Annotated in this window: 26 protein-coding genes and 1 tRNA gene; 10 read left to right on the forward strand and 17 right to left on the reverse strand. The window is 62.7% G+C overall.

Annotated elements, in window-relative coordinates; translation table 11 throughout:
• Window positions 1–223: 223 nt before the first annotated feature.
• The gene (locus tag ACTHNE_RS18590; RefSeq protein WP_440270001.1) at window positions 224–673 is read right to left on the reverse strand and encodes a CopD family protein; all 450 of its coding nucleotides are present in this window, start codon (window positions 671–673) and stop codon (window positions 224–226) included.
• A gap of 440 nt (window positions 674–1,113) precedes the next feature.
• Between ACTHNE_RS18590 and ACTHNE_RS18595 the strand changes: the two genes are divergently transcribed.
• Window positions 1,114–2,055, forward strand: coding sequence for a hypothetical protein (locus tag ACTHNE_RS18595; protein WP_324938477.1), 942 nt, complete (start codon window positions 1,114–1,116; stop codon window positions 2,053–2,055).
• An 84-nt stretch (window positions 2,056–2,139) separates the two neighbouring features.
• Here the strand turns inward: ACTHNE_RS18595 and ACTHNE_RS18600 are convergent.
• Both ACTHNE_RS18600 and uvrB read right to left on the reverse strand, forming a co-directional pair.
• Window positions 2,140–2,214: transfer RNA gene (locus tag ACTHNE_RS18600), tRNA-Val, on the reverse strand.
• A 33-nt stretch (window positions 2,215–2,247) separates the two neighbouring features.
• Window positions 2,248–4,278, reverse strand: coding sequence for an excinuclease ABC subunit UvrB (gene uvrB, locus ACTHNE_RS18605; RefSeq protein WP_324938480.1), 2,031 nt, complete (start codon window positions 4,276–4,278; stop codon window positions 2,248–2,250).
• A 128-nt stretch (window positions 4,279–4,406) separates the two neighbouring features.
• Between uvrB and ACTHNE_RS18610 the strand changes: the two genes are divergently transcribed.
• Complete coding sequence (locus ACTHNE_RS18610) at window positions 4,407–4,979, forward strand: GspH/FimT family protein (protein WP_324938483.1); 573 nt, start codon at window positions 4,407–4,409, stop codon at window positions 4,977–4,979.
• A gap of 2 nt (window positions 4,980–4,981) precedes the next feature.
• Here ACTHNE_RS18610 and ACTHNE_RS18615 read toward each other — a convergent pair whose 3' ends face one another.
• Genes ACTHNE_RS18615 through ACTHNE_RS18630 form a run of 4 tightly spaced genes read right to left on the reverse strand, consistent with a single transcriptional unit; the run spans window position 4,982 to window position 7,443 of the window.
• Window positions 4,982–5,488 carry a TPM domain-containing protein gene (locus ACTHNE_RS18615; protein ID WP_324938486.1) on the reverse strand — a complete coding sequence of 169 codons (507 nt, stop codon included), beginning with the start codon at window positions 5,486–5,488 and terminating at the stop codon, window positions 4,982–4,984.
• 1 nt (window position 5,489) lies between these two features.
• The gene (locus ACTHNE_RS18620; protein WP_324938489.1) at window positions 5,490–6,389 is read right to left on the reverse strand and encodes a TPM domain-containing protein; all 900 of its coding nucleotides are present in this window, start codon (window positions 6,387–6,389) and stop codon (window positions 5,490–5,492) included.
• Window position 6,390: 1 nt separating this feature from the next.
• Window positions 6,391–7,011 carry a LemA family protein gene (locus ACTHNE_RS18625; RefSeq protein WP_440270002.1) on the reverse strand — a complete coding sequence of 207 codons (621 nt, stop codon included), beginning with the start codon at window positions 7,009–7,011 and terminating at the stop codon, window positions 6,391–6,393.
• A gap of 57 nt (window positions 7,012–7,068) precedes the next feature.
• Entirely contained in the window at window positions 7,069–7,443 is a 375-nt protein-coding gene (locus ACTHNE_RS18630) for a diacylglycerol kinase (RefSeq protein WP_324938495.1), read from the reverse strand.
• 250 nt (window positions 7,444–7,693) lie between these two features.
• Here ACTHNE_RS18630 and ACTHNE_RS18635 point away from each other — a divergent pair, with 250 nt between their 5' ends.
• The 3 genes from ACTHNE_RS18635 (at window position 7,694) to ACTHNE_RS18645 (ending at window position 11,256) form a co-directional block, all read left to right on the forward strand.
• Entirely contained in the window at window positions 7,694–9,244 is a 1,551-nt protein-coding gene (locus ACTHNE_RS18635; RefSeq protein ID WP_324938499.1) for a peptide MFS transporter, read from the forward strand.
• 82 nt (window positions 9,245–9,326) lie between these two features.
• Window positions 9,327–10,604, forward strand: a complete 1,278-nt coding sequence (locus ACTHNE_RS18640; RefSeq protein WP_324938504.1) for an ATP-binding protein — start codon at window positions 9,327–9,329, stop codon at window positions 10,602–10,604.
• Between the two features lie 61 nt (window positions 10,605–10,665).
• On the forward strand, window positions 10,666–11,256 hold the full coding sequence (locus ACTHNE_RS18645; RefSeq protein WP_324938507.1) for a response regulator transcription factor: 591 nt from the start codon (window positions 10,666–10,668) through the stop codon (window positions 11,254–11,256).
• Between the two features lie 83 nt (window positions 11,257–11,339).
• Here ACTHNE_RS18645 and ACTHNE_RS18650 read toward each other — a convergent pair whose 3' ends face one another.
• Window positions 11,340–11,729, reverse strand: coding sequence for a hypothetical protein (locus tag ACTHNE_RS18650; protein WP_324938510.1), 390 nt, complete (start codon window positions 11,727–11,729; stop codon window positions 11,340–11,342).
• 89 nt (window positions 11,730–11,818) lie between these two features.
• Entirely contained in the window at window positions 11,819–12,808 is a 990-nt protein-coding gene (locus ACTHNE_RS18655; protein WP_440270010.1) for an isoaspartyl peptidase/L-asparaginase family protein, read from the reverse strand.
• A 228-nt stretch (window positions 12,809–13,036) separates the two neighbouring features.
• Between ACTHNE_RS18655 and ACTHNE_RS18660 the strand changes: the two genes are divergently transcribed.
• Complete coding sequence (locus ACTHNE_RS18660; RefSeq protein ID WP_324938513.1) at window positions 13,037–14,392, forward strand: 3-oxoacid CoA-transferase subunit B; 1,356 nt, start codon at window positions 13,037–13,039, stop codon at window positions 14,390–14,392.
• Window positions 14,393–14,579: 187 nt separating this feature from the next.
• On the opposite strand, the gene ACTHNE_RS18665 is transcribed toward ACTHNE_RS18660, so the two are convergent.
• The 3 genes from ACTHNE_RS18665 to ACTHNE_RS18675 all read right to left on the reverse strand — a co-directional run bounded on the left by ACTHNE_RS18665 (window position 14,580) and on the right by ACTHNE_RS18675 (window position 17,036).
• Window positions 14,580–15,539: a sensor histidine kinase gene (locus ACTHNE_RS18665; protein WP_324938517.1), complete on the reverse strand. Its 960-nt coding sequence runs from the start codon at window positions 15,537–15,539 to the stop codon at window positions 14,580–14,582.
• Between the two features lie 36 nt (window positions 15,540–15,575).
• Window positions 15,576–16,310 (reverse strand): response regulator transcription factor, encoded by a 735-nt coding sequence (locus ACTHNE_RS18670; protein ID WP_440270003.1) that lies wholly within the window; start codon window positions 16,308–16,310, stop codon window positions 15,576–15,578.
• A gap of 102 nt (window positions 16,311–16,412) precedes the next feature.
• Complete coding sequence (locus ACTHNE_RS18675; protein WP_440270004.1) at window positions 16,413–17,036, reverse strand: arylesterase; 624 nt, start codon at window positions 17,034–17,036, stop codon at window positions 16,413–16,415.
• On the opposite strand from ACTHNE_RS18675, the gene ACTHNE_RS18680 reads away from it, so the two are divergent.
• The 4 genes from ACTHNE_RS18680 to ACTHNE_RS18695 all read left to right on the forward strand — a co-directional run bounded on the left by ACTHNE_RS18680 (window position 17,035) and on the right by ACTHNE_RS18695 (window position 22,276).
• On the forward strand, window positions 17,035–17,733 hold the full coding sequence (locus ACTHNE_RS18680; RefSeq protein ID WP_440270005.1) for an ABC transporter ATP-binding protein: 699 nt from the start codon (window positions 17,035–17,037) through the stop codon (window positions 17,731–17,733). The two genes, ACTHNE_RS18675 and ACTHNE_RS18680, sit on opposite strands and share 2 nt — an antisense overlap.
• A gap of 152 nt (window positions 17,734–17,885) precedes the next feature.
• Window positions 17,886–20,369 (forward strand): ABC transporter permease, encoded by a 2,484-nt coding sequence (locus ACTHNE_RS18685; RefSeq protein WP_440270006.1) that lies wholly within the window; start codon window positions 17,886–17,888, stop codon window positions 20,367–20,369.
• Window positions 20,370–20,493: 124 nt separating this feature from the next.
• A complete protein-coding gene (locus tag ACTHNE_RS18690; protein ID WP_440270007.1) occupies window positions 20,494–21,123 on the forward strand; it encodes a glutathione S-transferase family protein in 630 nt (209 codons plus the stop codon).
• A gap of 25 nt (window positions 21,124–21,148) precedes the next feature.
• Entirely contained in the window at window positions 21,149–22,276 is a 1,128-nt protein-coding gene (locus ACTHNE_RS18695; protein ID WP_440270008.1) for an SLC13 family permease, read from the forward strand.
• Here the strand turns inward: ACTHNE_RS18695 and ACTHNE_RS18700 are convergent, their stop codons facing one another.
• From ACTHNE_RS18700 to ACTHNE_RS18720, 5 genes are all read right to left on the reverse strand, one after another.
• The gene (locus ACTHNE_RS18700; RefSeq protein WP_324938998.1) at window positions 22,277–23,044 is read right to left on the reverse strand and encodes a DUF4097 family beta strand repeat-containing protein; all 768 of its coding nucleotides are present in this window, start codon (window positions 23,042–23,044) and stop codon (window positions 22,277–22,279) included.
• 72 nt (window positions 23,045–23,116) lie between these two features.
• On the reverse strand, window positions 23,117–23,923 hold the full coding sequence (mazG, locus tag ACTHNE_RS18705) for a nucleoside triphosphate pyrophosphohydrolase (protein WP_324939003.1): 807 nt from the start codon (window positions 23,921–23,923) through the stop codon (window positions 23,117–23,119).
• Window positions 23,920–24,732 (reverse strand): 3'(2'),5'-bisphosphate nucleotidase CysQ, encoded by an 813-nt coding sequence (gene cysQ, locus ACTHNE_RS18710; protein WP_324939006.1) that lies wholly within the window; start codon window positions 24,730–24,732, stop codon window positions 23,920–23,922. Before cysQ ends, mazG begins: the two co-directional genes overlap by 4 nt.
• A 5-nt stretch (window positions 24,733–24,737) precedes the next feature.
• Window positions 24,738–25,289 carry an ADP compounds hydrolase NudE gene (nudE, locus tag ACTHNE_RS18715; protein ID WP_324939010.1) on the reverse strand — a complete coding sequence of 184 codons (552 nt, stop codon included), beginning with the start codon at window positions 25,287–25,289 and terminating at the stop codon, window positions 24,738–24,740.
• Window positions 25,290–25,406: 117 nt separating this feature from the next.
• Window positions 25,407–25,628: inositol monophosphatase family protein (locus ACTHNE_RS18720; RefSeq protein WP_440270009.1), on the reverse strand; the 222-nt coding region annotated here is incomplete at its 5' end.

Genomic DNA, 25,628 nt, shown 5'->3' on the forward strand with positions numbered 1-25,628 from the left:
TATCCAAAAGGAGATCCTGGTCTTCTTGGGGGTATCAATTGGTTTGACGCCGTGCTGGATATAGTTACAAGCCTTGCGGGATCCAAAAGTGGCACTTCCACTGGACGTTAAAATACGAAGCCAAACCACAACCATGAGCCCTGATTATTCAGGGCTTCGGTTCCGGGTTCCGGTGGTAAGCGAAAACTGTCGGAAACAGACGCGGCACGCGTACAACAAGACATTAAAACGGTTTGGCGATTACCAAAAACACCACACCCAGCAATACCAGCACCGGCAACTCGTTCAACAGCCGCAATGCACGCGCCGAAGGCAAGGCGCCGCCTTTCTCGCAGCGCTTGAGCAACCGCCCCATCCACACGAAGTACACCAGCAACACCGCTATCAGTCCGAGCTTGACATCGATCCAGTGCAAGGGCCCGACCACGTTCGGCAACGCACTTGGAAACACACGCCAGCCCTGCCACAGCGTCAGGCCGAACAGGAAGGCGACCCCAAACAGATTATGCCCGAAGCGATACAGGCGGCGCCCCATCAGCAGCAAGCGCGCTTTCACCGCAGCCTCCCCTTGTGCTTCAGCGATATTCACCAGGATGCGCGGCAGGTAGAACACGGCGGACATCCATGCAATAACGAAAACCAGATGAAACGTTTTAATCCACAGATAGATCATGCTGATCTCCCAAGAGGCACGTCGTTTTATCGAAAATCGGCAGGTGACACAAGGAGTAAGTAATCGACCTCAGGAAAGCCTGGTATCGACCGGCCCACACAAACTATTCACACCGCACTGTATAGCGTTATTTAATCTGCCATTCGCCAACCACTCAGCACAAACAGGACACGGCAGATTATTGATAGAGAAAACCATATAGACCAGACAATTTTTGGACGAAACATGCGGGCGAGTGATTTGCGTTGATATTGAACCATTTCCGCACACCATGACTTTCCCACGTGGTAAATGTGAAAATTAATGAAGGCAAATCTAGAATTCTGTAGAGTCAACAAAGCCGCCGCTTTTACAGGCGATTTTAGTAAATCCGGATGCCTTTTACTGACGAAATCTTAGGGCCGGCATCCACAACAAACCAACTCCATGGCGGATAAGAAATGACCACATTTTTATTGGGAATAGGTCACACAGGTCACTATTACAATAATATTGATGACCTTAGAAACAACTGCCCACCCAATGAATCCCCCAGCAAAGTACTTATATTCAATAAATACAATCACCACATAACGACCCCGCCAGAAGACATTGGCGGAAAACCATTTTATGACCACATTCTATACGCAGAAAAAATTTATGTTATCAATAATAAAGTATTTGACGAAATAGAGATGAAAGACATGGGAATAGATGTTTACGAAGCATACGATCAAGTAATAGACGATCCAATATACTTCAAAATGGGAGAGAGAGTCATCTTTATCCCTACGGAAAAAGATGGAAAATCTTGGGCAACCAATATTATTCATGTAGAAAGAACACCTTTTTTAATCTCTGAAGACTTTAAATTTCCTGCAAAAATTGAGAATAATTACGTCGAAAAAAGGGGAGGAATGAAAGTTATCAATATATTTTTTTTAATAGCAGTAGCTCAAGGTCCTGGACATATTTATGATGGTCTTTTCCGTGCCGCAAAAATGAAATGCCTCTGCTTTGGAAATACCAAAGTTTCGGAAATTTTCAATTGCATCAAAACATGGGCAAAAGTGCAGGATGTTATGCAATATTGCTACACCACTGCTGTTTCTTATGAAGATATTGCCCCTAACGAACCAGACCCAACATGCATCAAGAAAACCGGTAAATATTTCTCGGATATACGACTGCCGTGGCTTGAGATTGGTTCGCCTAACAAAACGAACCCAGGGCAATCGATTGATCCAGATAAAACTGTTGACGAAAACAAGATTACGTCGAAAGGCCTGATCTATTGCGAAGCCTATCAACCAGGGAACAGGCTAACGTCTTATCCGAAGAGCGAAAAATTTAAAGACGACGGGCTTGAATGGTATGAAATTATCCTAGAGATAATTTCCTAAGGATTCAGCTCTAGCCTGCACATCGCCACCAGAAAAATTGAAAACCTTGGCCGTTCGAGCGACCAAGGTTTTCAATACTTAAACTGGTGGGCGGTACAAGGATCGAACTTGTGACCCCTTCCATGTCAAGGAAGTGCTCTACCGCTGAGCTAACCGCCCGTAAGAGCCGCGTAGTCTACCGGAACCACCTCATCAGCGCAAAGCCTGCTCGCGCAACTGGTGGATGCGGTCGCGTAGCCGGGCCGCCTCCTCGAACTCCAGGTTTTCCGCATGCTTGCGCATGTCCGCCTCCAGCCGCTTGATCAGCGTGGCGGCCTGCTCGGCGTCCAGGCCGGCGTATTCGGCGCCCTGCTCGGCCACGGCGGCGGCGCGGCCGCGCGAGGCCTTGCCGCGCCCACGGCCCGGCGCCTCGCTGCGCGCGCCTTCCATGATGTCGGCGATGCGGCGCACCACCGATTGCGGGGTAATGCCATGCGCCTCGTTCCAGGCTACCTGTTTCTCACGGCGACGGCTGGTCTCGTCCATCGCCGCCTGCATCGAGCGGGTCACCTCGTCCGCGTAAAGAATCGCCTTGCCCCGCACGTTGCGGGCGGCGCGGCCGATGGTCTGGATCAGCGAGCCGGCGGAACGCAGGAAGCCTTCCTTGTCGGCATCGAGGATCGCCACCAGCGACACCTCCGGCATATCCAGGCCTTCGCGCAGCAGGTTGATGCCGACCAGCACGTCGAATTCGCCCAGGCGCAGGTCGCGGATGATCTCCACGCGCTCCACCGTCTCGATGTCCGAGTGCAGGTAGCGCACCTTCACGTCGTGCTCGCTGAGGTATTCGGTGAGGTTTTCCGCCATGCGCTTGGTGAGCGTGGTAACCAGCACGCGGTCGCCCATGGCGACGCGCTTCTTTGCCTCGCTGAGCAGGTCGTCCACCTGGGTGCGCACCGGCCGCACCTCCACTTCCGGATCGACCAGGCCGGTGGGGCGCACCACCAGCTCGACGATCGCGTCGCCGGATTTCTGCAGCTCGTAGTCGCGCGGCGTGGCCGACACGTAGATGGTGCGCGGCGCGCGGCGCTCGAATTCCTCGAAGCGCAGCGGACGGTTGTCCATCGCCGAGGGCAGGCGGAAGCCGAACTCCACCAGCGTCTCCTTGCGCGAGCGGTCGCCTTTGTACATCGCGCCGAGCTGCGGCACGGTGACGTGCGATTCGTCCACTACCAGCAACGCGTCCGGCGGCAGGTAATCGAACAACGTCGGCGGCGGCTCGCCCGGCGCGCGGCGCGTAAGGTGGCGCGAATAATTTTCGATGCCCTGGCAGTAGCCGACCTCGGCCATCATCTCGATGTCGAAGCGCGTGCGCTGGTCCAGGCGCTGCGCTTCCACCAGGCGGTTTTCCTTGTACAGCTGATCGAGGCGTTCCTTCAGCTCGATCTTGATCGTCTCGATCGCGTTCAACACGCTTTCGCGCGTGCTGGCGTAGTGCGTGCGCGGATACACCGTGTAGCGCGGCACCTTGCGGATGGTTTCGCCGGTGAGCGGATCGAACAGCGAGAGGTTTTCCACTTCGCCGTCGAACAGTTCGATGCGCAGCGCCTCGGTTTCCGATTCGGCCGGAAACACGTCGATGACTTCGCCGCGTACGCGATAGGTGCCGCGGCGCAGTTCCATTTCGTTGCGCGTGTACTGCAGTTCGGTGAGCTGGCGGATCAGCGCGCGCTGATCGATGCGTTCGCCGCGCGCGAGGATCAGGCGCAGCGACAGGTAATCCTCCGGATCGCCCAGGCCGTAGATCGCCGATACGGTGGCGACGATCAACGAGTCCTTGCGCGACAGCAGCGCCTTGGTCGCGGCCAGGCGCATCTGCTCGATGTGGTCGTTGATCGAGGCGTCCTTCTCGATATACGTATCCGACGCCACCACGTAGGCTTCCGGCTGGTAGTAGTCGTAGTAGCTGACGAAGTACTCCACCGCGTTGTGCGGGAAGAATTCCTTGAACTCGCCGTAGAGCTGCGCCGCCAGCGTCTTGTTCGGCGCCAGCACGATGGTCGGTCGCTGCACCTGCGCCACCACATTGGCGATGGTGAAGGTCTTGCCGGAGCCTGTCACGCCCAGCAGCGTCTGGCCCGCCAAGCCGGATTCGAAGCCCTCGACCAGGCGCCTGATGGCATCGGGCTGGTCGCCGGAGGGTTTGTAGCTGGAAACGAGTTCGAAACGGTCGCGATCGGTCATAGGGGCTCAACGTGCGGGCGTTTTGGCGGATTTTAAATGCAGGTGCTGACACGCCTTGTCAGCAGAGACGTACGCCGGACCTGCGCCACAGCGGTTGGCCTGCGGAAATCGGGGCCTAGCATGGAACCATGCAGTCTAGACCCTCCCGTGGCTTTGGCCTGGCCGAGCAAATCATCGCACTGGCCGTGCTGGCGGCGCTGATCGCCCTGGCCGTACCCAGTTTTCATCGCCTGCTGGAAACGCATGAATTGCGCGCCGCGCAATCGGACTACCTGGCAGCCTTGCAGCACGCGCGCAATCTCGCCGTGAACGAACAGGTGCGCGCCATCTTCTGCCCCAGTCGCGACCAGCGCACCTGCAGCGGCGATGGTTCATGGGGTGACTCCTGGCTGATTGGAAAGGCCGATCCGGACAACCCCAGCCAATTGCTTGGACCGCCGCGCTACGTCGGCCAAAAACGTCGTGATGCACTGGTCGTCGCCAGCAGCAGCAAGCTCGGTTACGTGGGGTTCGATCCGATGGGGACTTCCGTCAATACCAATCAGACGCTGTCCTTTTGCGTGAGGGATGAAACGCAGCAGATCCGGAAGGTGGTTATCGCGCGCTCAGGGCGGATTCGAGGGGAGCAAGGGGACGCGTCACCGTGCGCACCGCAAGACGGCGGCGCTCCCTGGCCCGAGATGGAAGAGCCCGACGAGTGAACTCAAAGCAATACGGGCCGATCCGGCAATTCGTCCGGCCGCGGCTTGCCATGGCCGGGAAAATGCGTGGCCAGCAACGTATGCACCCGGGTGATGCCCTGCAAGGCACCGGCGCGCCACTGGCCGGCGGCGAAGTTTTCGCGCATGCCGTTGCAGATCGCCACCCACTCCTCCGGTTTTACGCGCCGCGCGATGCCGCGGTCGGCGACGATCTCGATGCGGTGCTCGGACATCAGCACGTAGATCAGCACGCCGCAGTTGTGCTCGGTATCCCACACGCCGAGCTGGCCGAACACCTGGCGCGCGCGCGTGCGGGCGTCCAGCCCCGCCCATACCGCGGGCAACGGCAGGCGCGATTCGACCGCGAAGCGCACTTCGCCCAGATGCGTGTGTTCGCCGTCCGCGATCGCCGCGGTCATGTCGTCCAGCAGTTCGGGAGGAAAACGCCGACGGAGCTGGAACCAGCCTTCGAACAGGTTCGCGAACAATCGTTGGCCGCGCGCCGCCATGTCACCAGCTCCCCGAGGCGCCGCCGCCTCCGAAGCTGCCGCCACCGCCGCTGAAGCCCCCACCCCCGCCAAAACTTCCACCACCAAAGCCGCCGCCTCCGAAACCGCCGCCGCCCCAGCCGCCGAAGCCACCCCAGCCACCACCGCCGATCGACCGGCCCGCCCCCGCCGGGATCAGCATGAACAGGCCGCCGAGCAGCCCGCCGACAATGCCTACGCCGATCGATGCCAACAGGCCGGTGGCGGCGCCGATCACCAGACCGCCCAGCGGTGCACGCACCAGCGCCGGCATGCCCCTGAATACGCCCCGCAGCACGATCAGCAGAAAGAGCGCAAGAAAGAACACCCCGCGCAGATCCGGCCCGTGCGCAACGTCCTTGCCGTGCACCGGCGGCGGCAACGGCTCGCCGTTGATCAACTGCATCAGCGCGCCCACCGCATCGCTGATGCCAGCGAAGTAATCGTTGTTGCGGAATTTCGGCGCGAGGTATTCGCGAATGATGCGCGCCGCTGCGGCATCGGGAATCGCGCCTTCCAGCCCGTAGCCCACTTCGATGCGCACTTGCCGGTCGTTCTTGGCGATGAACAGCAGCACGCCATCGTCCACGCCTTTGCGTCCCAGCTTGTTCGCTTCGGCCACGCGCAGGGAGTAATCGTCGATGTCGTCGGGCTGCGTGCTGCCGATCATCAGCACGACCAGTTGCGCGCCTTTCTGTTTTTCCAGTTGGACGAGTTGCGCGTCGAGCTGGCCGATCTGCTGCGGCGTGAGCGTGCCGGTGAGATCGGTGACGTGCCGGCTGAGCGTGGGCACTGCCGGCTGGTCGTCGGCGTGCGATAGGGGCCACGGCGACAGCAAAGCTATCGCCAGGATCATCCACAGGCGCAACCAGCGCCGCGTCATGTCAATGCGCCGAGGCTGCCGGCGCGGGCGTACCGCTGCCGAAATCCACCGTCGGCGCCGTCGAAATCGCCTTCTCGTTCTCCACCGAGAAATTCGGTTTCACCTGATAGCCAAACATCTTGGCGGTGAGGTTGTTGGGGAAGGTCCGCAGCAGCGAGTTGTATTGCTGCACCGACTGGATATAGCGATTGCGTGCCACGGCGATGCGGTTCTCGGTGCCTTCCAGCTGCGCCTGCAGATTCTGGAATACGCCGTTCGCTTTCAGATCCGGATAGCGTTCGCTGACGGCCATCAAGCGCGACAACGCACTGGTGAGCTGGCCCTGCGCGGCCTGGAATTTGGCCAACGCCTCCGGGTTGTTCGCCAGCTCAGGCGTTACCTGGAAGCTGCCCGCGCGCGAACGCGCTTCGGTGACTTCGGCGAACACTTTTTCTTCGTGCGCGGCGTAGCCCTTCACGGTGTTCACCAGGTTCGGCACCAGGTCTGCGCGGCGCTGGTACTGGTTGAGCACTTCGGACCACTGCGCCTTGACCGCTTCGTCCTGTTTCTGGATCGCGTTGTAGCCGCAACCGGAAAGCATCGACACCAGCAGCAGCAATGCCAGCACGCGTAAGGTTTTCATTGGAAGGCTCCTTTCCCGGCAAGCGCTCATTGCAGCATCTGGCTGTGGCCGATGCAATCAGAACCAGCGCGGCCCCAGGATCAGGCTCCAGCACAACACCACCAGCACCAGCAGCACGAACACCGCGGCCGAACCCATGTCCTTGGCCCGTCCGGCCAGCTCGTGAAACTCGGGACTGACCTTGTCCACCACCGCCTCGATGGCGGAATTGAGCAGTTCAACCGACAACACCAGGATCACCGGTGAAACCAGCGCGATTTTCTCGAGCGCACCTTGGCCCACCCACAGGCCGATAGGGACAAGGATGACGGTAAGCATCGCCTCCAGCCGAAACGACGCTTCGTGCCGCCAACCCGCACGCAAGCCATTCATCGACCACCGAAAGGCGCGCCACAACTGGCGCGGATCGCCGCGAAATCCGTTACCGGGCATGGCTGGAGGGGCTCACCGACAAGGAAACGACGGCACTTTTCGGCATGGCGAAGATCGCTCCATGAACATGGCAACAGGCGCGCCATGATGCCACAAGCCGGCCTGGACACCGATTTCCCGCAGGAATTTGCTTGATGCAATGCAACTTCCGGCTAACGGCGGATCGGTTACGCTTCAACGAATGTGCCCGCAAAGGCGCGGGAAAACAGGCCGATTCTGGCCTTGCAGTACACGTATTCCGGAAGTGCCCATGACCGTCCAGACCCGCTCCGTTTCGTCAACCCGTTCCTTCACCACCGTATTCCTGATCGAAATGTGGGAGCGCTTCGGCTTCTACGGCATGCAGGTGCTGATGGTCACCTTCATGATGAAAAAGCTGGGCTTCGTCGACACCCAGGCCAATCTGGTGTGGGGCGCGGCGGCGGCGTTGATCTACGCCACGCCAGCGATCGGGGGCTGGGTGGGCGACAAATTATTGGGCACGCGCCGCACCATGTTGCTGGGCGCGACCATTCTTGCGCTCGGCTACGCCATGCTGTGGGTGCCTACCGACAATGCGTACATCACCTACTTGTCGCTCGGCGTGATCGTGGTCGGCAACGGTTTCTTCAAGCCCAACGCCGGCAACCTGGTGCGCAAGATCTACGAAGGCGACGACACGCGCATCGATAGCGCCTTCACCATCTACTACATGGCGGTGAACATCGGCTCGATGGTTTCGATGACCGCCACGCCGTGGATTCGCGACGTCATCGGCCAACGCTATGGCGACGACCTGGGCTGGCATACCGCGTTCGGCGTGTGCTCCATTGGCCTGGTCCTGGGCTTAATCAACTACACGGCCATGAAGCGCACGCTGTCACACATCGGCTCGCCCAGCGACGCGCGGCCGATCGATTTCAAGCGCCTGATTGGCGTGCTGCTGGCGGGCCTGGCCACGGTATTCATCGCCGCCTTCATCCTGCAAAGCGAAACGGTCGCGAAGTGGTGCGTGTATGGCGCGGGCCTGGTGATCCTGGGCATTTTCATTCACCTGATCCGCAGCAGCCGCCCGAGCGAGCGCGCCGGTTTGACGGCCGCGCTGGTGCTGACCGTGCAGACGATCTTCTTCTTCATCTTCTACGCGCAGATGGCGACGTCGTTGAATCTGTTCGCGCAGCGCAACGTCGATCTGTCGTTTTACGTGTTCGGCGTTCATCTGTTCAACTGGATTCCCGAGCAATACCAGAACTTGAATGCGATCTGGATCGTGCTGCTCAGCCCGGTGCTGGTGTTCATCTACAACTCGCTCGGCAAGCTCGGCAAAGATCCTTCCGTGGCGGCGAAATTCGCCTGGGGCTTCGCCGCGGTGGCGCTGGGCTTCTTCATGTACGGTGTGGGCGCCAAGTGGGCGGTGAACGGCCAGGTATCCTCGTGGGTGATGATCTGGGGTTACGGGCTGTATTCGCTCGGCGAACTGCTGGTGAGCGGCTTAGGCCTGGCGATGATCGCGCGCTACGTGCCCGAACGCATGGGCGGTTTCATGATGGGCGCGTACTACGTGGCGGTGGGCATCTCGCAATACCTGGGCAGCGTAGTGGCCAATATCGCGCACATCCCCGACAACATCACCGATCCAGTGCAGTCGCTCAACATCTACACGCATCTGTTCAACATTCTCGGCTTCGTCGGCATCGGCTGCACCGTGGTGGCGGTGATCATGCTGCCGCTGATGAACAAGCTGTCGGCCTCGCACTCGGATACGGCGGCCAACTACGATCCGCTGCCGGCCGTGCGCAACGAGGAATACAACACGCCCTGATCTGCCCGCGGTTCCTCGGAGCCTGCTCGATGCTACCGAACAGGCTCTAATATCGGCGCACCGCAATCACTCCTGGCCGGTCATGCCGCAACACCAGCTCAAGCAACCCATCGGACCGTTCGCGCTCACGCGCACGCTGGCATGGCTGCGCCTGTGCGCCATTGCCGGACAGAGCATGGCGGTGATGATCTGTTCCTGGTGGATGCACATCGACCTTCCCACGCTATCGCTGCTGCTCGGCATCGACATGCTGGCGGTGTTCGCGGTGTTCGCCGCCTGGCGGATCAGCCAGCCGTGGCCGGTGCACGAATGGGAAACCGTGTGTCATATCGTCGCAGACACGCTGGTGCTGAGTTACTTGCTCTATTTCACCGGCGGTGCGCGCAATCCTTTCGTCACCTTGCTGCTGGTGCCGATCGCGCTCAGCGCGGCGGCCTTGTCGGTGCGCGCCATTCTTGCCGTGGCGGCCATCGCGGGCGCCGCGTACTTCGTGCTGCTGCGCTGGTACGTGCCGTTGCCGATGAACGAGCTGAGCGCCAACGATCACGGCTTTTCGCTGCACGTCGCCGGCATGGGCGTGAACTTCGGCATTACCGCGCTGCTGCTGGGTTTCTTCATCAACCGGCTGGCCACCGCGGTGCGCCAGCAGCAGCAGGAAGTGCAGCGCGTGCGCGAACGCGCCCTGCGTGACGAAGGCATCCTGGCCATCGCCACGCAGGCAGCCGGCGCGGCGCACGAACTCAATACGCCGTTGTCGACCATGCGCACGCTGCTGCCGGAGTTGCGGCGTGAACACGCAACGGATGCGGCGCTTAATGAAGACCTGCAATTGCTGGAAGGCCAGGTGGAACGCTGCCGCACCATCCTTCGCGAGATGGTTGCCTTCGGCAAGGCGCAGCTGTCGCAGGAACCGGAGCGGTTGGCGCTGTCGACCTTCATCCACGGCTGCGTCGAGCGCTTCAAGCTGTTGCGGCCGGAAGCGGAACTGGAACTCGAAGTGCAGCCGCAGCTCGACGCGTTGGTGCTGCGCACGCCGCCCGGCCTGCGCCATGCGCTGCTCAATCTGCTCAACAATGCCGCCGACGCTTCGGCACTGTGCGAATCCCACTTCGTCATGCTCGAGGTGCGGCGCCACGAGCAATGGCTGGACTGGATCGTGCGCGACCGCGGCCCCGGCTTCACGCCCGCCGGTGCGACCGCGGCGATCGGCATCAGCGGCAAGCAGAGCGGCCTGGGCATCGGGCTGGCGCTCGCCGAAGCCACCGCCGAACGATTGACGGGCCAATTGATCATCGCCAACACCGGCAATGGTGCGGAACTGCGCCTGCGCCTGCCCTTGTCGACGATTGCCGCCCATTGAAGAATTACCCGCACGCGCTCCGTATCCGGCAAAATAGCGGCATACGACCAGAAACAAGCGCATGAATCAGCCAAGCCCCACCAGCGGTCCCCGTCCGCTGCTTATCGTCGATGACGATGCCACCTTCGTCCGCGTCCTCCACCGTGCACTCAGCTCCCGCGGTTTCGAAGTGATCAGCGCCGGCAACGCCGACGAAGCGCGCGCGCTGTCGCAGCGCCACCAGCCTCGCCATTGCGTGCTCGACCTGAAACTGGGCGAAGAAAACGGCCTGCGCCTGATCCCCGAGCTGCGCGAGCTCGTGCCCGACCTGCGCATCCTGCTGCTGACCGGCTACGCCTCCATCGCCACCGCGGTGGAAGCGATCAAACGCGGCGCGCACGACTACCTGGCCAAGCCGGTCGATGCCGATGCGGTGGTGCGCGCCCTGCTCGAGGGCAGCGATGCGGCGCCGCAAGGCGAAGACGAAGTGATCGACGCGCCCGAAGCTCCGCTTGCCCTGCGCCGTCTGGAATGGGAACACATCCAACGCGTACTCACCGAATGCGACGGCAACATTTCCGAAACCGCGCGCCGCCTCGGCATGCATCGGCGTACGTTGCAGCGGAAGTTGAGCAAGCATCCGGTACGGGAGCGGCCCAACCAGCCTGGCTGAGCCTTAGCGCGAAGCCATCACGGCATGACCACGCCGTGGATTGAAGGCGCCGCACGTGCACCGCGAAGGCGCGGCCCCAGGCGTCAATGCCGAAAGCGCACGTAGGCGCGTTTTGCCAGGTACAGCAGGTGCCCGGTAAGCCCTCGCTCCTGCGCCCCACGCAATGCGGTGTTATCTGCGTAAAGCATCCGGATATGGCCGTCACGCTGGTCGAGCAGTTGCTTGAGCTCGGCCAGGTCGCTGCGCGTCAGCGTGTGCCCTTCCGCAAAACGATCCGGCAGTGGGCGATTGACATAGTACGTGGTGTGCCTGGGTGCAATCTCGTCCGCGGGCCGATCCTTGCTGTAGAAATAAAGCGCGACCGAACGCCTCGTCATGCCGCTGCGTTCTTCCGGAAGCTGGATGGTGTCGAAGCCATGCCAGGAGCGTTCCGAGGTTTCGAAGATGACGCAACGGTTGAATGCCGGAGCCACCGAGCGTGAGGGCCGGCCGTCAGCATGGGGATCGCGGAACAGCTCCCCGATGCACCTTCGGGCCGTTGAACCACGGTCTCGACAAGCGTTTAGTGATCATCGGAGGATTCGGGCGCCGGCGGGTGATTCGACGGATCCGGCTCATCGTCATAGATCGCCACGTGCGCCACGCCATCGGCACCGATCCAGCCGCGGTACATGCCATCGGTGTTGAACGGCATGGCGATATTCCCGCTTGCATCCAGCACGATGGCGCCACCGTCGCCGCCAAGCGAAGGAATTTCCTGGTTGATCACCTCGGCGGCGGCGCGCTCGATCGGCTCGCCGAGCATCGATACCTTCATGCAGATTTCGTGCGCCGCCACCGTGCGCAGGTAGAACTCGCCCCAACCGGTGCCGGATACGGCGCATTGCGCGTTCGCGTAGGTGCCGGCGCCGATGATCGGCGAATCCCCCACGCGGCCCCAGCGCTTGTCGGTCATGCCGCCGGTGGACGTGCCCGCGGCGAGATGGCCCTCGCCATCCAGCGCCACTGCACCGACCGTGCCGAAATGCTTGGCCGTTTCCGGATCGGCATGCGGTTTCTTGTCGTTGTCTTCCTTCAGCGCCTTTTGCCACTGCTGCCAGCGTTCTTCGGTGCGAAAATAGGACGGATCGACCAGGCTGATGCCCTGCTCCTTGGCAAAGGCTTCCGCGCCATCGCCCACCAGCATCACATGCGGGGAATGGTCCATCACCGCGCGCGCCAGCAGGATCGGATTCTTCACCCGGTGCACGCCTGCCACCGCGCCCGCGCGCAAGCCTTCGCCGTCCATCACCGCAGCGTCCATTTCGTTCCTGCCGTCATGCGTGAAGACGGACCCTTTGCCGGCGTTGAAGTTCGGATCGTCCTCCAGCACGGCAATCGCGACGGTCACCGCATCCACCGCCGACTTGCCGGCCTTGAGCTGCGCGTAACCGTCGTGCAGCGCCTTGGCCATTGCCGCCCGCACCGCCTTTTCCTTCGCGGCATTCATGTCGCGCTTGATCACGCCGGCGCCGCCGTGGATGACCAGTACCAGCGGAGCGGCGTGCGTCATGGTGGCAATCCCCACGGTAGCGAGCGCAACAAACAGGCGGAACAGCTTCACGAGGCACCTCCTGCATGCGTCACGGCGAGTATAGCCAGCCATCGTGGCGTGCCCAGCCGCATGCGGATCAATGACATACGCTGTCGGAGAGCTCCTTTTCCACCTTTGTACCGCATGTCCCGTCGCCGATCCGTCGTATCCTACGCGGCTAATATCCCCTGCAAGAAAGGCATCCTCATGGAAAAGGTCTACGCAAGCGCCACCCAGGCTCTGGACGGTCTGCTCTTCGATGGCATGACCATCGCGGCGGGCGGCTTCGGTCTTTGCGGCATCCCCGAGAACCTGATCGGCGCGCTGCTCGCTGCCGGCACGAAGGGTTTGACCATCGTCGGCAACAACGCCGGGGTGGACGATTTCGGCATGGGCCCGCTGTTGAAGACGCGCCAGGTGAAGCGCGTGTATGCCTCCTACGTCGGCGAGAACAAGGAATTCGAGCGGCAGGTGCTGGCCGGCGAGCTGGAACTGCATCTGGTGCCACAAGGCACGCTGGCGGAAAAGCTGCGCGCCGGCGGCGCGGGCATTCCTGGGTTCTACACGCGCACGGCGTTCGGCACCAAGCTGGCGGAGGGCAAGGAAACCAAGCGCTTCGGCGACAAAGAATACGTGCTGGAAGAAGCGATCCACGCCGACGTGTCGATCGTGAAGGCATGGAAGGGCGACCGGCTCGGCAACCTGGTGTTCCGCAAGACGGCGCGCAACTTCAATCCGATGATCGCCACCTGCGGCAAAGTGTGCGTGGCCGAAGTGGAAGAGCTGGTGGAAGCGGGTGAACTCGAACCCGACCAGATCCACGTGCCGGGCATCTACGTCGACCGTATCGTCAAGGGCGAGAAATACGAGAAGCGTATCGAGTTCCGCACCGTGGCCGGCGCCAACACCGGCAAGGAAAGCCCGATCCGCATGGCGATGGCGCAGCGTGCGGCAAAGGAGCTGCGTGACGGTTTCTACGTGAACCTCGGCATCGGCATTCCCACGCTGGTGGCCAACTTCATTCCGCCGGGCATGGACGTGACGCTGCAATCGGAAAACGGACTGCTCGGCATCGGCCCGTTCCCGGACGACGCGCACGTCGATCCGGACCTGATCAACGCCGGCAAGCAGACCATCACCGCCCTGCCCGGCTCCAGCTATTTCTCCAGCGCCGAATCGTTCGCGATGATTCGCGGCGGACATATCGATCTTTCGATCCTGGGCGGCCTGGAAGTGTCCTGCACCGGCGACCTGGCCAACTGGATGGTGCCGGGCAAGATGGTGAAAGGCCCGGGCGGCGCGATGGACCTGGTCAGCGGCGTGAAGCGCGTGGTGGTGCTGATGGAGCACACCGCGAAGGACGGCTCGCCGAAGATCAAGGCGCAATGCGATCTGCCGCTTACCGGCAAGCAGGTGGTGGATTTGATCATCACTGACCTTTGCGTGTTCGAAGTGGCGAAGGGCAAGGGCCTGACGCTGATCGAGCTGCAGCAGGGGGTGACGGTGGAAGACGTGAAGGCGAAGACGGGGTGTGCGTTTGAGGTGAGTGCGTCGCTGCGCTGATGGTTGATCTTGCATTGACGAAGAATTTTTAGCGCATCGTCATTCCGGCGAAAGCCGGAATCCAGTACAAACACGGTGTGCGAAGCACTCGATACATGGCTTTGTGTGCTTCGCACGACGTATTGAAACTGGATTCCGGCCTTCGCCGGAATGACGGTGAGGCAGGTCAAATCTGCCGGAAGAAAGGCTACGCCGAAACCGGCAACGGCCTTGGAAACCGTATCTCCGCCACATAACGATTACCGCCCTGCACATGCAGGCTCAGCGGCCACGCAAACCGCTCGCTGATGCGCTGCGCGATCGCGTATTCAAACCCGCGCTGTCCCGATGACGGCGGATCGTATTCGCCGCCCGCGGTGGCGCTGACGCTCACCATGCCGGGCGTCACCGTCACCTGCACCACGCCCTGCCCGGTGTACTGGCTGGCATGGCGGATCAATTGCCAGCACAGCACGGCGAACACGCGCGGCGAGCCGTGCAAGGCGAACGAGGCGGGTTCTTCCAGCTGCAACTCGATCGGATGGCCATGCAGCATCTCGCGTGCGTTGGCCAGTTCGTCGCGCAGCACTTCGTTGACGATGAAATCCTGCTCGCCCTGGCCGTTGTCGGCTTCGCGCGCGAGGATCAACAACGCCTCCACCAGCGATTCCATCTCGCGCGTGGCGCGACGGATGCGCTGCACCGAGCGCTTGCCGAAATCGCTTAGGCCCGCTTCGTCCGACAGCATGTCGGTGGACATCTTGATCACTGTCAGCGGGCTGCGCAGTTCGTGGCTGGCGTCGCGGGTGAAGTTGCGTTCGCGTTCGTTGTAGCTGGCGATGCGGCTGGCGAAATTGTGGAAGCCGCGGGCCAGCGTACCGACGTCGCCGCGCGCCTGGCTCAGGCGGTCCGACTGCGCATCCAGGTCCGACTGCCCTTCCTTCCAGTTGCCAACCCACCGCGCCAGCGCGCTCACCTGTCGCCAGGCACGCTCCGTCGCCAGCCAGGTGAGCACGCTGACGATCACGATCAGCAGCAGCACCGCCGCAGCCGGCGCGACGTTGTAGTAGCCCATCAGGCATACCACCGTCACGGCCACCAGTTGCATGCCGAAAATCAGCAGCAATCGGCGTTGGAAACTGCCGCGCGCAGGTTCGCCGCGCGGCATGGGGGCATCCGTTGTCGACATGCAGGTATCGGACGGTTACGCGATATGGCTGGCCGGAATGGTGGCCTCGGTCTCCAGGTCGGCCAGGCGGTAGCCGGCCGAATGGATGGTGTGCAGCAACGGCCGATCGAACGGTTTGTCGATCACCCGGCGCAGGTTGTACAGATGCGAGCGCAGGGTGTCCGAATCGGGCAGCGTGTCGCCCCAGATTTCCCGTTCGATATCGCGCCGGCTCACCACCCGGGGCGATTCGCGCATCAGGATCGCCAACAGCTTCAGGCCGATCGGGGAAACAGTCAGCTCCTGGCCGGCGCGGGTCAGGCGCAGAGTAGCCGTATCCAGCGTCATGTCGCCCACCGTCAGCACCTCGCTGGAGACCTGGCGGCGGTCGCGGCGGATCAGGGCGCGCAGGCGCGCTTCCAGTTCCCGTACCTCGAAGGGTTTCACCAGGTAGTCGTCGGCACCGGCTTCCAGGCCGATCAGCTTGTCTTCCAGCGTGTCGCGCGCCGTCAGCATCAGTACCGGGGTGGATTTCTTGGCGTCGCCGCGCAGCTTGCGGCAGACGTCCAGGCCGTCGATGCCCGGCAGCATCAGGTCCAGCACCACCACGTCGTAGCTGTTGGACACAGCCAAATGCAGTCCACTCACACCATCTTGAGCAAAATCAACGGAATAGCCGCGGCGCTCGAGAAATTCGCCGACCATTTCAGCGATCTGACGGTTGTCTTCCACCAGCAGGATCAGCCCAGCATGTTCGTCACGTGAACTCATGTTCGCCCTCTCACCGTTTGAGTCTTCACATTTGTGAAGACTAACGACTGGGGTAGTAAGGGCAGCGTGAATTTCAGCGGACGATCGCGTCGTGAACCGCTGCTACAGCAACGGTTCAAGTTTCGGCCAGACGTTGTCCAGCACCTTGGGCTCGCCGGCGGCCAGCGGATGCAGGCCGTCGTCCTGCATCAAGGCCGGGTTCAAGGCCACGCCTTCAAGCAGGAACGGCACCAGCGCAACGTGCTTTTCCTTGGCCAGATCGGCATACACCGCGCGCAGGCCATCGCGATACTGCGGCCCGTAGTTCACCGGCATCTCGATGCCCAGCAGCAGCACCTTGGCGCCGGCATGCTGGGCCGCGTCGACCATCGTCGCCAGGTTGGCGCGCAAGTCGGCCAACGGCAGGCCGCGCAAGCCGTCGTTGGCGCCCAGTTCGATCACCACCACGCGCGGATGGTATTGGGCCAGCAAGCCGGGCAGCCGGTTGCGTCCGCTCACCGAGGTATCGCCGCTGATGCTGGCATTGATCACCGCCCAGCCCGGCTCCATCTTCTTGAGACGTACTTCCAGCAGATGCACCCAGCCTGCCTCTACGGGAATGTTGTGCGCGGCGGACAGCGAATCGCCGAGCACCAGCACGCTTTTCGCGGGTACGTTCTGCGTGGACGCCGCCTGCGTCGCCCCGATCCCGAACAACAGCACGAACAGACATAGGAAACGACGCATGAGTGGTGGTTCTCGCTCTAGGCAGGTACTCGAGGTTCGCGATGTTAGCAAGTCCGTGAATGGTCCCGAGGGAAGGCTCGATATCCTGAGCAACGTGGCCATGCAGGTGAGCCCGGGCGAAAGCTTCGCCATCGTTGGCGCTTCCGGCTCCGGCAAGACCACCCTGCTCGGTCTGCTCGCCGGACTGGACACGCCCACGCGCGGCAGCATCCACCTGGACGGCCACGCGCTGGAACAGCTCGACGAGGAAGCGCGCGCGGATCTGCGCCGGCGCCTGGTCGGCTTCGTGTTCCAGTCGTTCCATCTGCTGCCCGCGCTCACCGCCGAGCAGAACGTGATGCTGCCGCTGGAACTGGAAGGCCATGCCGATGCGCGCGAACGCGCGCACGCCGCGCTGGATGCGGTCGAGCTCGGCACGCGGCGCAAGCACTATCCCGCGCAACTTTCCGGCGGCGAGCAACAGCGCGTGGCGATCGCGCGCGCCTTCGTGCACGGTCCACGCGTGCTGTTCGCGGATGAACCCACCGGCAATTTGGATCGCCGCACCGGTCGGCATGTATGCGATCTGCTGTTCGCATTGAATCGCGATCACCACACGACTTTGGTGCTGGTCACGCACGACATGCAATTGGCCGAGCGCTGCATGCGCCGCGCGGAATTGCAGGAAGGCCGGCTAGAGGCGATAGGGTCGATCTGATCTATGTTGCGCAGGCGCCATGAACACTATCCGCGCGCATCTCTTCGGTGCGCCGGCTCAACAGACGGCCAGTCTGCCTTCCTCGACGCCCCTGTGATATGCACACGGACAGTGCCCATGTCACCCATGCAACACAGACCAGAGCGACCCACATGAAAATCCTATTGCTCGCGCTGCGCAGCCTGCGCCGCGAATGGCATCTGCCGGAACTGCGCACGCTCGCTGCATCTTTGGTGCTCGCAGTGGTGGCGCTGGGCGTGGTGGCCACACTCACTACGCGCATGGAGCGTGGCGTGCTGGCCAGCGCCGCCGAGCTGATCGGCGGCGACCTGGGCGTGTCGGCGCCGCAGTCGATTCCCGCCAAGTTCGCAGTGGCCGGCAGCCAGCGCGGTCTTGAGGTCACGCAAACAGCGAGTTTTCCCAGCGTGGCCTTTGCACAGCAGCAAAGCCAACTGCTCGACGTACTGGCGACCGACACCGCCTATCCGCTGCGCGGCACGCTGCTGATCGCTGATGCGAAAGGGCGTCAAGTCGCCGCTCATGGGCCGGCGGCCGGAACGGTTTATCTCGATCATCGCGCGCTGGTGGCCTTGCATCGTCGTGTCGGCGATACCGTGCAATTGGGTGGCCGCGATCTGCGCATCGCCGGCGAACTGCTGCAGCAACCTGATGGCGGCGAGCTGGTGGCGATGGCGCCGCGTGCGTTGATGAATCTGGGCGATGCGCAGCAAGCGGGTCTGCTGAGCGTGGGCAGCCGCGCGCGGCACAACGTGTTGCTGGCCGGCCAGCCTGCCGCAGTGCAAAGCTGGCGCGCATGGGCGCAAGCGACCACGCTGCCGCAAGGCGGCGAACTGATTACGCCGGAGCAGACGCAGGAACGCATGCGCAGCGCCTTCGATCGCGCCGGCTCGTTCTTGCGGCTGACCGCATTGCTCTCTGCGCTGCTGTCGGGTGTGGCGATCGCCTTGGCAGCGCAGCGCTATGCGCGGCGCAAAACCGGCGAGGTCTCGTTGTTGCGCGCGCTGGGCACATCGCGCGCGAAGGTGTTTACCCTGCTGCTCGGCACGATGGGCGGCCTGGCTTTGCCGGCTGCACTGCTCGGTGTGCTGCTTGCACTGTTGCTGGCGCAAGCGGCGTGGATGTTTGCCAGCGAATTGTTTTCCGGCGTGCCGACGGTGTTGCCGGTATTGCCTTCGCTCGCTGCGGCCGGCATGGGCATCGCGGTGCTGGTCGGTTTTGCGCTTCCGCCGCTGGTGCGCCTGGCCGACGTGCCGCCGGTGGCCGTTTTCCGCGCCAGCATGGCGCGCCGCATCCGCCGCTTCGATGCGCTTTACCTGATTCCCGCGGTGGTCGCGCTGGCCTTGATCTGGAACCTCAGCGGCTCGGCCAAGCTCGCCGGCATACTCGCGGTGAGCCTGCTCGGTGTTGCGGCCTTTGCCGCATTGCTGGCGGCGTTGTTGCTGTGGACGGTGCGACGCATCGCGCCCGGCGGCCATCCCGCGCTGCGTTTGGGCATGGCCGCGCTGGCGCGTCGTCGCGGCTTGAGCATCGTGCAGGCGACGGCGCTGAGCATGGGCCTTACCGCATTGCTGCTGCTTGCCGTGGTGGCGCCTGCATTGCTCGATGGCTGGCGCAAGGAATTGCCCACCGATACACCGAACTGGTTCGTACTCAACCTGCAAGACGATCAACGCGACGGTTTCAGCAAGGCGCTTGCGGAGATCGGCGCCAACCAGCTCAACATGATGCCGCTGGCAGTGGGCAAGCTCACCGCCATCAATGGTCACCCGATCGACACGATGACGTTCAAGGACGAACGCGCAAAGGAATGGAGCGATCGCCAGCTGCGCCTGTCGTGGGCGGATGACCTGCCACCGGCCAACACGGTGATCGCCGGCCACTGGTTCGCGCCGCAGCCGACGCAGGCCGAGGTATCGGTGGATACGATGTGGCGCGACATGTATGCGCTGAAACTCGGCGATACCATGCGCTTCGACGTCGGCGAGGGCCAGATCGACGCGAAAATCGCCAGCTTCCGGCATGTGGATTGGACGTCCTTCCGCGTGAATTTCTTCCTGTTGCTGGATCCATCGCATGCACGCACGTTGCCGCACACCTGGCTGGCGAGTTTCTATCTGCCGCGCGGCCATGCCGAAGCGCTGGCAAGCCTGTCGCGCGATTATTCCAACCTGAGCCTGGTGGACGTGGATGCCCTACTCGATCGGGTGCGTGACATCGTGCAGCGCGTAACCGGCGCCGTGCGCTGGGTGTTGGGTTTCAGCCTGCTCGCCGGCGCGCTGGTGCTGGCCGCGGCGTTGGCGACCAGCGGCCAGGAACGTCGACACGAAGCGGCCTTGCTGCGCACACTGGGTGCACGACGCGGCTTGCTGCGCATTGCTGCGGCCTGCGAATTCGCCTTGCTCGGGTTGATCGCAGGCATCACCGCCGCATGCGGTTCGATGGTCGGCGGTTGGTGGCTGGGACGTAGCGTCTTCCACATCAAGGATTTCATGCCGCATCCGTTGCCGCTGGCACTGGCGGCGCTGAGTGCGGCGATCGTGGTAATGCTGCTTGGCCTGGCCGGCACGCGGAAGGTGACGCATACGCCGCCGATGCGGTTGTTGCGGGCGGAATAAGCCCCGTAGGTTGGGGTGCGAACCCCAACATCGGATGCAGGTAGGCGTAAGAACGTTGGGGTTCGCACCCCAACCTACGCGCGTCACCCGGTACGATGCGCATTCCTCCCGACCAGGACCGCGCATGTATACCCTCTACTACTCCCCCGGTACCGCCAGCATGGTCGTGCATCTGGCCCTGCTGGAAATCGGCGCGCCGTACCAGCTCAAGCTGGTGGATTTCGACAAGAACGGCCAGTACGACGCCGAGTATCTGAAGCTCAACCCCGGCGCCAAGGTGCCGACGCTGCTGGTGGATGGCCGGGCGGTGTACGAATCGGGCGCGCTGCTGATCATCCTGGCCGAGCGTCATCCAGAAGCGAGGCTGATCCCGCCGGCGGGAACGCCCGAACGCGATGCCTGGCTGCAGTGGGTGGTGTTTCTCAGCAATGCGCTGATGTCCACCTATCGGCTCTGGTTCTATCCGCAAGAACTTGGCTACGAGGAACTGCCGGCGAATATTCGTGCGGCCGTGCAGCGCAAGATCGAAAGCGTGTGGGATCGGCTGGACGCGCATCTTGCCGCGCACGGGCCGTACATGCTCGGCGCCGAGTTCTCCGGCGTTGATTTGATGCTCACCATGTTGATGCGATGGTCGCGCAACATGCCGCGGCCCGTCACCGAGTGGCCGGCGCTGAAGCGGCTGGCCGATCTGGCGCGCGCGCGCCCGAGCTGGAAGAAGTTGTACGAACTGGAAGGCCTCACCGAATGGTGAGGTCCGGCTCCCTCGCGGTTTCACGATGAGCTCAAAAACGATTCCTCCCTGGCTTGCCCGCCTCAAGCACGAATGGTTGCTGCTGCTGTTCGCCGCGCTTGCTGTGCTGTTGGCATGCATCGACCCCCAGCCCTGGCGGCGTTACCAGGACTGGCTGCAAGTACCCACGCTGTGCGGCCTGCTGGGCTTGATGATCGCCATCCAGGGCATTTGCGAGAGTGGCTGGGTGCAGCGCATGGCCGGCATGCTGGTGGCGTGCATGCATTCATTGCGCGGCGTCGGGCTGTTGCTGGTGAGCATGACGGCGGTGCTGTCGATGGCGCTGACCAACGACGTGAGCCTGTTTTTGATGGTGCCGCTGACGGTGGCGATCGGCGGCATGTCCAACCTGCCGGTGCTGCGCATGGCGGTGCTGGAGGCGCTGGCCGTCAACGCCGGTTCCACCCTCAGCCCGATCGGCAATCCGCAGAATCTGCTGATCTGGCAGCATGCGCAGATACCTTTCGTGCAGTTCATCGGCCATCTGCTGCCCGTATCGGCGGTGATGTTTGCGATGGTGGCGCTGCTCACCTGGTTCTGGTTGCCCAAAGCGCGCGTGGAACTGCAGCGCGACAAGCTCGATGGACATCCGGTATCGACATCGCTGGCCGCGCTGTCCATGCTTGCGCTGGTGTTGATGGTGGTGATGATGGAACGCAGCCGCGCGCCGCTAGGCGTAGCGCTGCTGATCGTGTCGTTCGCCTTGTTTTCCAGGCGCACGCTCAGGTCGATCGACTGGTGGCTGATGGCGACGTTCGCCGCGATCTTCGTAGGGCTTGGCCATTTCGCCGCGCTGCCGATCGTGAATCATGCCCTCGGCCGGATCGATTTCACGCGGCCCTGGACGCTTTACGTGAGCGGCATCGTGAGTTCGCAGCTGATCAGCAACGTGCCGGCGACCGTGCTGCTGCTCCAGCGCGCACCGGATGCGATGGCGCTGGCCGTGGCGGTGAACGTGGGCGGCTTCGGCGTGGTGATCGGTTCACTGGCCAACCTGATCGCGCTGCGCCTGGCAAAACAGCCGCATGGCATGCGGCTGTTCCATGAGGTGTCCATTCCGTTCCTGCTGGTTTGCGCGGCGCTGGTTTACGCGTTGATGCGCCTGCTCGCCTGATCAGTCGTCTTCGTGCGGCACGCTGACCCTGCCGCCGATATTGCTATGCGTGACGTCGCCGCTGCCCTTGGCAGCCACCACCAGGTCGCCGTGCACGTCCTTGGCAGCCACGTCACCGGAGCCGATCGTGTCCACATGGACGCTGCCGCCCACGTGCTCGACGGTGACATCACCGGAACCGACATTGCCGACATTCACGCCGTCGCGCACGTTGCGCACCTTCAGGTCGCCCGAGCCCACCGAGCCGGCGCGTACGCTGCCCACGTCGGAAAGTTCGACGTCGCCCGAGCCGGTGGTCACCGTCACTTCGCCGGCAATGTGATCGACATGCAGGTCGCCTGAGCCGGTCTGCGCATCGAGCTGCGCCAGGCCGGTGACGTAGGCGTCACCAGAACCGGTGTGGAGGCTTACCGGCATGTTCGCGGGCAGTTGCGCCTGCAGGTCCAGGTAGGCGTAGGACACGCCGAACAGGCCGACGTTGAACGTGCTGTGGCTGCCGATATCGATGATGAGCTGGTCCCCTTCGCGCCGCGAGGTGACCTGCAGATTGTCCAGCGCCGATTGCGAGGAAGCGCAGGCGCGGCCGTTGAATTGCAGGCCGCCGCTGGTGCCGGCGCCGACCAGATGCAGGTCATGGCTATGCAGTTCGATCTGCACGCGGTGGACGCCGGCCAGGTCGTCATGCAGGTTGCGCGGGGCGCTGTACTTGCATTCGCCGGCAGCGGCGGCAAGGGGCAGCAGGGCCAGAAGGGCGATCAGGTAACGCATACGAAAGCTCCGGTGGTGTTCGAATGCTTCAGATGCTCGGGGTGGATAAAAGGTTGCAACCGGTAGCGCAGCTTACCGCTCTTCCGCCTTCGCCCGCCGCCAGAGCGCCTCCTGCTCCGTCAATGCCAGTGACGCAAGCGTCTTCCCTTCGCTCGCCGCAAACTGCTCCATGCGCCGGAAACGCCGTTCGAACTTGGCATTGCCGTGCTTGAGCGCACGCACGAAATCCACCTTGGCGTGGCGGGCCAGGTTGGCCGCCATGAACAGGACGTCGCCGATCTCGTCCTCCAGGCGCGCGGGGTCGGCGTCGGCGGCGAACTCGGCCTCCACTTCGGCCAGTTCCTCGTGCAGCTTGTCGATCACCGGCCGGTGGTTGGGCCATTCGAAACCGACCGAGGCCGCACGCTGCTGCAGTTTCTGCGCGCGCTGCCATTCCGGTTGGCCGCGCGAGACGCCGGCGAGCACGCTGTCGTCATGCACAGCGGCTTTGGCGGCGCGCTCGGCGGCCTTGATGTCTTCCCAGGCGCGCTTCTGTTCTTCCACATTTGCGTAGCGCGCATCGCCGAACACGTGCGGATGGCGGCGCAGCATTTTTTCGCTGATGGTGTGCGCGACGTCGTCGAAATCGAACAGCCCCTGCTCTTTCGCCATCTGCGCATGGAACACCACCTGCAGCAGCAGATCGCCCAGTTCGTCGCGCAGGTCATGCCAGTCCTTGCGGTCGATGGCGTCGGCGACTTCGTAGGCTTCTTCGATGGTATACGGCGCGATGGTGCTGAAATCCTGCTGCACGTCCCACGGGCAACCGCGTTCGGGATCGCGCAGGCGCGCCATGATGGCGAGCAGATCGGCCAGGCTGTGGCGCGTCGCCGTGCTCACGGCAGGTCCGCTTCGCGCAGTCGGGTGCTCCAGTCGATGCCGGCATCGCCCACGGCGAGGAATTCCGGGTTGAGCAGCGACTCGCCACGGTTGTAGTGCAGCGGCTTGCCGGTGAGGTCGAGCACGGCGCCGCCGGCTTCCTCCAGCACGCATTGCGCCGCGGCGGTGTCCCATTCGCTGGTCGGGCCGCGACGCAGGTACACATCGGCCGAGCCGCGCGCGATCAGGCAGAACTTCAGCGAAGAACCGAGCGGATGCAACTGGTATTCCTCGCCGAGGAGGCGACGCAACGCCAGTTCCGACGAGCCGCCATGCGAACGGCTGCCGGCGGCGACCGGCGGGTTCGCCAGCGCGCGTGCGGAAATGCGTTCCCATTCGGCGTCGCGTTGCACTTGCCACCAGGCGCCGTGGCCGCGCGCGGCCACGAACAGTTCTTCGGTGACCGGCGCCAGCACCACGCCCAGCACCGGCTGGCCGTTTTCGATCAAGGCGATGTTGACGGTGAATTCGCCGTTGCGCTTGATGAATTCGCGCGTGCCATCGAGCGGATCGACCAGCCAGTAGCGCGACCATTCGCGCCGCTGTTCCCACGGCAATTGGCTGGCTTCTTCGGAGACGACCGGCAGCAGCGGATCGATTGATGCCAGGCCGGCGGCGATGACTTTCTGCGCGGCCAGGTCCGCCGCGGTGAGCGGCGACAGGTCGCTTTTCATCTCGACGTCGAAGTCTTCGCGATAGACGACCATGATGGCGTCGCCGGCAAGCCTCGCCAGCGTGCCGATTTCCAGCAACAGGGGATGATCGGGCATGGGGCTCACAGGCGTCCGGCGAGGTATTCGCGCGCCAGGAACAGCGCGGCGATGGAACGGCCTTCGGTGACGTCGTCCCGCGAGACCAGGGTGTGCAGTTCGGAGAGTTTCCAGGGCACCACTTCGAGCGGTTCGGGTTCATCGCCTTCGAGCCGCTCAGGGTAAAGATCCTGCGCCAGCACCACGTGCGCCATATGCGTCATGTACGACGGCGACAACGAAAGGTTGTGCAGGATCTTGAGCTTGCGCGCACCGTAGCCGACTTCTTCCTTCAATTCGCGATCGGCGCCCTGCTCCACCGTTTCGTCCTGGTCGAGCCGGCCCTTGGGCAGGCCCAGTTCGTAACGATCGACGCCGACGCCGTATTCGCGGATCAGCAGCACGGTTTCGTCGTCCAGCATCGGCACGATGATCACCGCACCCAGGCCACGGCCCTTGAGCCGCTCGTAGGTGCGGTGCTGGCCGTTGGAGAATTCCAGATCCACCTGCTCCACGTGCAGGAAGCTGCTCGTAGTGAGATCGCGCGTGGCGTGGATGACGGGGTAGCGAGGTGGCATGGACGGCAATTGTAAAGGAATCTGTTACTCGGGTCGGGACGGCTCGGGAATTGGGAATCGTAAGAGCAATCACGGCGAGCTTGTTGCATTTCGCACTTACGATTGACGATTCTCGCTTTACGACCCTGCCAGCCGCACCAACGCCTGCATATGCAGCCCCGGCACGCCGGCCAACACGCTGCGCGTTTCCAGGTTCAACGGCTTGCCTTCCAGATCGGTGAACACGCCGCCGGCTTCGCGCACGATCACCGCCAGCGCGGCGACGTCGAGTATGTTCACGTCCGACTCGATCACCAGATCCAGCCCGCCGCGCGCCAGCAGGTGGTAATGGCAGAAATC

Origin of the sequence: Dyella sp., from assembly GCF_051954575.1 — a bacterium.
Taxonomy (GTDB): domain Bacteria; phylum Pseudomonadota; class Gammaproteobacteria; order Xanthomonadales; family Rhodanobacteraceae; genus Dyella_B.

Excerpts from the sequence above, each read along its gene's own strand:
- ACTHNE_RS18590 (WP_440270001.1), bottom strand. The coding sequence starts at position 673 with ATGATCTATCTGTGGATTAAAACGTTTCATCTGGTTTTCGTTATTGCA.
- ACTHNE_RS18595 (WP_324938477.1), top strand. The coding sequence starts at position 1,114 with ATGACCACATTTTTATTGGGAATAGGTCACACAGGTCACTATTACAAT.
- uvrB (WP_324938480.1), bottom strand. The coding sequence starts at position 4,278 with ATGACCGATCGCGACCGTTTCGAACTCGTTTCCAGCTACAAACCCTCC.
- ACTHNE_RS18610 (WP_324938483.1), top strand. The coding sequence starts at position 4,407 with ATGCAGTCTAGACCCTCCCGTGGCTTTGGCCTGGCCGAGCAAATCATC.
- ACTHNE_RS18615 (WP_324938486.1), bottom strand. The coding sequence starts at position 5,488 with ATGGCGGCGCGCGGCCAACGATTGTTCGCGAACCTGTTCGAAGGCTGG.
- ACTHNE_RS18620 (WP_324938489.1), bottom strand. The coding sequence starts at position 6,389 with ATGACGCGGCGCTGGTTGCGCCTGTGGATGATCCTGGCGATAGCTTTG.
- ACTHNE_RS18625 (WP_440270002.1), bottom strand. The coding sequence starts at position 7,011 with ATGAAAACCTTACGCGTGCTGGCATTGCTGCTGCTGGTGTCGATGCTT.
- ACTHNE_RS18630 (WP_324938495.1), bottom strand. The coding sequence starts at position 7,443 with ATGCCCGGTAACGGATTTCGCGGCGATCCGCGCCAGTTGTGGCGCGCC.
- ACTHNE_RS18635 (WP_324938499.1), top strand. The coding sequence starts at position 7,694 with ATGACCGTCCAGACCCGCTCCGTTTCGTCAACCCGTTCCTTCACCACC.
- ACTHNE_RS18640 (WP_324938504.1), top strand. The coding sequence starts at position 9,327 with ATGCCGCAACACCAGCTCAAGCAACCCATCGGACCGTTCGCGCTCACG.
- ACTHNE_RS18645 (WP_324938507.1), top strand. The coding sequence starts at position 10,666 with ATGAATCAGCCAAGCCCCACCAGCGGTCCCCGTCCGCTGCTTATCGTC.
- ACTHNE_RS18655 (WP_440270010.1), bottom strand. The coding sequence starts at position 12,808 with ATGACGCACGCCGCTCCGCTGGTACTGGTCATCCACGGCGGCGCCGGC.
- ACTHNE_RS18660 (WP_324938513.1), top strand. The coding sequence starts at position 13,037 with ATGGAAAAGGTCTACGCAAGCGCCACCCAGGCTCTGGACGGTCTGCTC.
- ACTHNE_RS18665 (WP_324938517.1), bottom strand. The coding sequence starts at position 15,539 with ATGCCGCGCGGCGAACCTGCGCGCGGCAGTTTCCAACGCCGATTGCTG.
- ACTHNE_RS18670 (WP_440270003.1), bottom strand. The coding sequence starts at position 16,310 with ATGAGTTCACGTGACGAACATGCTGGGCTGATCCTGCTGGTGGAAGAC.
- ACTHNE_RS18680 (WP_440270005.1), top strand. The coding sequence starts at position 17,035 with ATGAGTGGTGGTTCTCGCTCTAGGCAGGTACTCGAGGTTCGCGATGTT.
- ACTHNE_RS18675 (WP_440270004.1), bottom strand. The coding sequence starts at position 17,036 with ATGCGTCGTTTCCTATGTCTGTTCGTGCTGTTGTTCGGGATCGGGGCG.
- ACTHNE_RS18685 (WP_440270006.1), top strand. The coding sequence starts at position 17,886 with ATGAAAATCCTATTGCTCGCGCTGCGCAGCCTGCGCCGCGAATGGCAT.
- ACTHNE_RS18690 (WP_440270007.1), top strand. The coding sequence starts at position 20,494 with ATGTATACCCTCTACTACTCCCCCGGTACCGCCAGCATGGTCGTGCAT.
- ACTHNE_RS18695 (WP_440270008.1), top strand. The coding sequence starts at position 21,149 with ATGAGCTCAAAAACGATTCCTCCCTGGCTTGCCCGCCTCAAGCACGAA.
- ACTHNE_RS18700 (WP_324938998.1), bottom strand. The coding sequence starts at position 23,044 with ATGCGTTACCTGATCGCCCTTCTGGCCCTGCTGCCCCTTGCCGCCGCT.
- cysQ (WP_324939006.1), bottom strand. The coding sequence starts at position 24,732 with ATGCCCGATCATCCCCTGTTGCTGGAAATCGGCACGCTGGCGAGGCTT.
- nudE (WP_324939010.1), bottom strand. The coding sequence starts at position 25,289 with ATGCCACCTCGCTACCCCGTCATCCACGCCACGCGCGATCTCACTACG.